The sequence below is a fragment of the Endozoicomonas sp. ONNA2 genome (assembly GCF_024606365.1).
Classification (GTDB): Bacteria; Pseudomonadota; Gammaproteobacteria; order Pseudomonadales; family Endozoicomonadaceae; genus Endozoicomonas.
In genome coordinates, this window is the sequence record NZ_JAHHPO010000931.1 from 1 (window position 1) to 4,795 (window position 4,795).

5 protein-coding genes are annotated in these 4,795 nt (G+C 46.7%); 1 reads left to right on the forward strand and 4 read right to left on the reverse strand.

Features of this window, described 5'->3' with window-relative positions; all coding sequences use genetic code 11:
• Positions 1-173: 173 nt before the first annotated feature.
• Together KDK14_RS16550 and KDK14_RS16555 are read right to left on the reverse strand one after the other, a co-directional pair.
• Positions 174-1,361, reverse strand: coding sequence for a hypothetical protein (locus KDK14_RS16550; protein ID WP_257266281.1), 1,188 nt, complete (start codon positions 1,359-1,361; stop codon positions 174-176).
• 236 nt (positions 1,362-1,597) lie between these two features.
• Positions 1,598-2,263: an RES family NAD+ phosphorylase gene (locus KDK14_RS16555; RefSeq protein ID WP_257266282.1), complete on the reverse strand. Its 666-nt coding sequence runs from the start codon at positions 2,261-2,263 to the stop codon at positions 1,598-1,600.
• Between the two features lie 283 nt (positions 2,264-2,546).
• On the opposite strand from KDK14_RS16555, the gene KDK14_RS16560 reads away from it, so the two are divergent.
• The gene (locus KDK14_RS16560) at positions 2,547-3,536 is read left to right on the forward strand and encodes a hypothetical protein (protein ID WP_257266283.1); all 990 of its coding nucleotides are present in this window, start codon (positions 2,547-2,549) and stop codon (positions 3,534-3,536) included.
• Between the two features lie 289 nt (positions 3,537-3,825).
• On the opposite strand, the gene KDK14_RS16565 is transcribed toward KDK14_RS16560, so the two are convergent.
• Both KDK14_RS16565 and KDK14_RS16570 read right to left on the reverse strand, forming a co-directional pair.
• The gene (locus KDK14_RS16565; RefSeq protein WP_257266284.1) at positions 3,826-4,551 is read right to left on the reverse strand and encodes a 16S rRNA (uracil(1498)-N(3))-methyltransferase; all 726 of its coding nucleotides are present in this window, start codon (positions 4,549-4,551) and stop codon (positions 3,826-3,828) included.
• 88 nt (positions 4,552-4,639) lie between these two features.
• A partial coding sequence (locus KDK14_RS16570; protein ID WP_257266285.1) for a methylenetetrahydrofolate reductase occupies positions 4,640-4,795 on the reverse strand: 156 nt, incomplete at its 5' end.

Below are 4,795 nucleotides of genomic sequence, written 5' to 3' on the forward strand. Positions count from 1 at the left end.
TACCCCCAGTCCTATCGGTGGTCCGGCATCCCGGCTGGTCGCTTGTATCCCCGCCTGCGCGGCCCGGCCCGATTGGGCGAGGCTTTACGCGGAGATGCGGTAACAAACGCAACGGCTCGCCCCCTGTTGCCTTTGTTGTGATTTAATAAACCGCTGTGATCAGCTGTTCGCCATCACAAGATTGAACAAAAATAATCAACGGAGCGCTGCACAAGACTCCTTGGCCTGAACATTGAGCGCTCGAAGTCTAAAGCGGCACCATCAACCCAGGAAGCATCCGGACTCACGGTTTCTGAGAGGGGAAAACATAAGGCTCCGGTTTCATCTAACTTTTTCGCAACTCCACCGTAGTGTCTGGTAAGCATCTTATGCGCTGGCAGAAAGGAAAACTCGGTAACCTTCGAATCATTGGAATAAGGCTTATCGGGCTCGGGGCGAACAAACTCTGCGCAGCTGGAATATTGACTCATTAATGCAAACGTTTTGGCCATTACCTCATGCATTAAACAACCAAAATAGTCTGATCGGGCATGGGAAGTGGCAAAAATATCATTGGAGGTGTACGTTAGTAGTTGGACCAGAAGGCTCTTCTTGAATAAAGCCCCTCTAAAATACAGATCATCCATCCTGCCCAGGGAGTTGTAATAAATATCGGTGTCTAAATAGATCATCCCGTCACAGGGGCTGGTTCTTTTGTCGTTATCACCCGAATCGTGTTTAATACCATCAAGCAATTCAGTGCCATAAAACATCAGAATAACCCTGAGTACATCACTATAGGCACAGGCTGTTCTTGTTATCTCAACCCTGGACATTGTTGCAAATCCATTAAACATCCAGCGCTCGATGTCAGCAAAGCCAATGTTATTTAACAGTGGATTGATAACAGTATCCATAACCCTGACATTTGCCGGGCAAACCTCTTCAAGTCGAACCATGTCTTCCCTGGCCTGCTCACTTAACAAAGTTGATGTAATCCAAAGGACAGTCGTCCGCTGTGGATAGGCATTAGCCCAGGCAAAAATATTTGTAGCGTATTTATCAGGAATAAGACTCCCGACCCAGATAAAATTTATCGGCAGTTCTGCAGTACTGGCATACCCTGGCTCCTCATCCAGGGAAACTTCGGCGGAACACCTCAATTTACCCTCAAACTCACAGTGAGGCGCAATCCTGAAGTCTGCAAGTCGTTTTTTTTCATAGACACCGCCCGATGAAGTGCACTCTCCACCACCAACATGCACTGGTCTTGAGCCCTGTATGCACAGAGAACTGGCAACTTCGTCCATCGCTGGCAGGCTGCCCTGTAGGCCTGATTGATAAGTGTTCAAGTTGTTGTAAGTTAATTTGCCAATATCCACGTCGGAACCTCAGAAACTACCGGGACAAGAACTTTTAGTTTCTTTCGGTTCTTTTTGTTCTGAATAGTTCAATTTAACGAATTAACAGCACGCATGCGTGATTTTTCTTTCGATCAGTCAGAAAATCAAAGTTACAGGAATCATGGCCTACTCAAGGCTGTACAGGGCCAGTACCGACACATCATCGACGGCAACCATGAAAGTAGCTGATTTGGTCAACATCCTGTCTGCGAGTTTCAGGCGGGCAATGGAATACTGCCATCCAGCAAGAAAATATCAACTGGAAACGTCTTTACCAATGGTGAGTTGATGCTCTTGAATTGAACCTTTTTTGCAGTCACCTCACACAGCCATTTCGTTTGCTGCTGAGGATCTTTGTGCACAAAAGGTTCAGCTGAGAACAGCCCCACGCAAGTCCCGTCATCAGGATCTCTGGCTGACGTATACTCAAAGGCCTCTACGCCAGCTGCTCTCATGTCCGTACCCAGTATCTGGCATGTCGCGTAATTATGGATACTGGTTAGTTCTGATTGCCCGGTAATGAATGGCGGCTTATGGAGCTTTACTCCACGCGCTGTCTGGTACCCTACTGAAAACATGCTGTGTTGTGAAATAAGCATCTCTTTAGGAGGCGGCATATCCATAGAGTCCCAGAAAACAAACCGGTAATATGCCGCTTCGGCCAGTGTTACATCAATGCCACAGCCACCATAAAATATGCTGGGTTCATCCCGTCGGCCAAAGCGTGATCCCCAATCCAGTGGAGGGTATCGGAAAGGTGTTTTTAGTAGATAATGCAGATCGTCACGGCTGGTTTGCTGGAAAGGAGGTTTGACCTCTTCCAGCAGCTCTTCAAGTAGTGCCTGTTCATCCAGGGTATCAACATATCCCAGTGTGGCCACTTGTTCCTGGTCCTCTATCAGACGATAGAGAGTACCCTTCAGAAGGCCTATCTGTTCAGGCCCCTATTACCTTTTGTGCTATTTGCATTATTAATAGCATTAAAGTGTAAATTGCACAAATATAAAGGCAGAACGATCAATACAGACCTTATGTTTCCGGGATGAATGGCCGAATGCTACGGAATGCGCAGCTCATAGAATATCAATAACAAAGTAGTTAGTTTATTGAATGACACCTGCTATAAATACAGCTCATGTTTAACAACTGCTTACGGGAGATAATATGAATATTCTCCGGACAGGTTGGAACACCGGATCACTGGGCGATCATATGCCTGTAAACTCTCCCCAAAGTGATAAGGGATCAAATGTCGGCGAGGGTATATCTATTTCAGGGATGCAACAAAATGCAGAGTTTTCTTTTCTGGAGTCTCGCACAATTGTTAGCGTAAATTGTGAAAATAACGTTGAACAGCCATTAAAAACGACGGCTGAAGGCAGCCGCAAAGGGGGAGATGCTCTAGAGAGGGTACACTCACCCGTTTCATATTATTCGTTAGCCTCCTGCCCTTATCCATTTATCAAGGAGAATGCCATATCTGGATATTGTTTTGACATAGATGGTGTTCAGTATGAAACCTTAGAGCAAGAAAAAGCTTTTCCCCTTTTAACTGAATCAGCCATCATTGGCGACATTCCTGAAAAGAATAAGACTCTGTATCAACGAAATTTTGAGTCCAGGATTGTACAAATATTGCAAAAAGGTGTTGCAGGTTGTATCTCATACAGGCAAACGGAAAAAGGGCGTAATTGGTGGGGATCTGGTGAGGAGGCAACCCCTGGAGCGAGTTGCCATATGCTAGCTAATTATTTGGCATTCGGGGTCAATTTTTACGACGATATCGATCGTACACATGCACAATGGGAGGACTGGTATATGTCTATGCCAGAGGCAAAAACACTCCCCTTCGACCCGGCAAGCCTCCAAAAGGGCGATATTGTCCAGTTTTGTGAAACCTCTGTTGATGGCGTTGTTAAACCAATACACTCTCAATTTTATCTCGGGAACTCGTTGTATATATCTGCATTTGGTTATCAGAGTAATATAGCGATTCATAAGCTGGAGGAAAGTATCAGTAGATATAGTGAACGATTCAACACGATTCGCATTGTCAGAAGAGATAAAACAGAGATCGATCCAGTCCATGAATGGATTAATTGTCCTCAATCGGACTCATTTTTTCCTTTGGTAGCCAGGTTTGTCCAAAGATAGAGTCATATATGGTCCGCCACGCATTGCAAGGAAAAGTTTTCCATCATGACTTCTGAGTAACTTAACCCATCTTGCTGCAAAACATGCACTTCTCAGGACGAGAAAATGCGGCTATTGCCAAACGTTTAACTGCTCAAAATTCGTAGGTAAATTCAGCTGTGATGGCAGGCCATGCAGCCGACACGTTTTCTTCAGGATCGCGAATGTGTCCCGACAGCCCCCTGGTGGCGCGATTGATCCTAAACACCCAAATATCTCGTTGAGTTTCGCTATGTTCTGTAGTTACCTGTCAGTAATCTCCCCAGAGGTATTGCATCAGCGCAATAGCCACTACCGGTGCCGTTTCCGTTCTGAGAACCCGGGGGCCTAATGCCAGCGGGTTAAACCAGTGTCCCTCTGCCAACTCGATTTCCTGAGGGGTTAGCCCACCTTCCGGACCAATCAGCAGGGATAGCGACCCTGGCTGTTGAAAATCACTCAATTGCTTTGTGGTTCGATGATCCAGAACAAATTTCAACTCGGTAGACCGGGTGGTGAGCCAATCGTCCAGCTTAACGGGTGTGTGTATGGTCGGTACGATATTACGACCACACTGCTCACAGGCACTGATAGCCACTTGTTGCCAATGTTTGACCCGTTTATCCAGACGTTCTGCATTCAGCTTCACCTCACAACGTTCACTCCATAATGGGGTAATGGCTGTGACGCCCGCTTCCGTTGCCTTCTGAATGGCATAATCCATACGCTCACCACGGCTGAGAGTCTGCCCCAGCTCGATAGTCAGCGGAGACTGGGCATCCCCCTCAATAAATGATTCCAGGTAAACGATAACCGACGTTTTGTTAACGTTCTCCAGCTTGCCTTGCCAGGCTCCCCCTTGACCATTAAACAGAACCAGGGGTTCACCGGGTCTCATTCGCAAAACACGGCCAACATGATTGGCGGCACTTTCTGAAAGTTTGATGGAACTATCAGCCTGAAGCAGCTGCTCGGAATAGATACGGGGGTTTCTCATGGGGGGCACTGAGAGTAATGAGTTACGAGGAACTAGTCACCAAAGATAATATCATGAACAGTTCCCTCACAACTCATATCCCACAACCTCAATCAGCCAAAATCCCCAAATTATCACAGATACCCCGGCAGGGATCGGCCTGATTAAGCGTATAAAAGTGCAAACCCGGAGCACCGCCTTGCAATAATTTCTCACAAAGCCGGGTCACCACCTCTTCAGGATCGCGAATGTGTCCCGACAGCCC

Bases quoted from the DNA above. Each gene is read 5' to 3' on its own strand.
- KDK14_RS16565 (WP_257266284.1), bottom strand. From the start codon at position 4,551: ATGAGAAACCCCCGTATCTATTCCGAGCAGCTGCTTCAGGCTGATAGT.
- KDK14_RS16560 (WP_257266283.1), top strand. From the start codon at position 2,547: ATGAATATTCTCCGGACAGGTTGGAACACCGGATCACTGGGCGATCAT.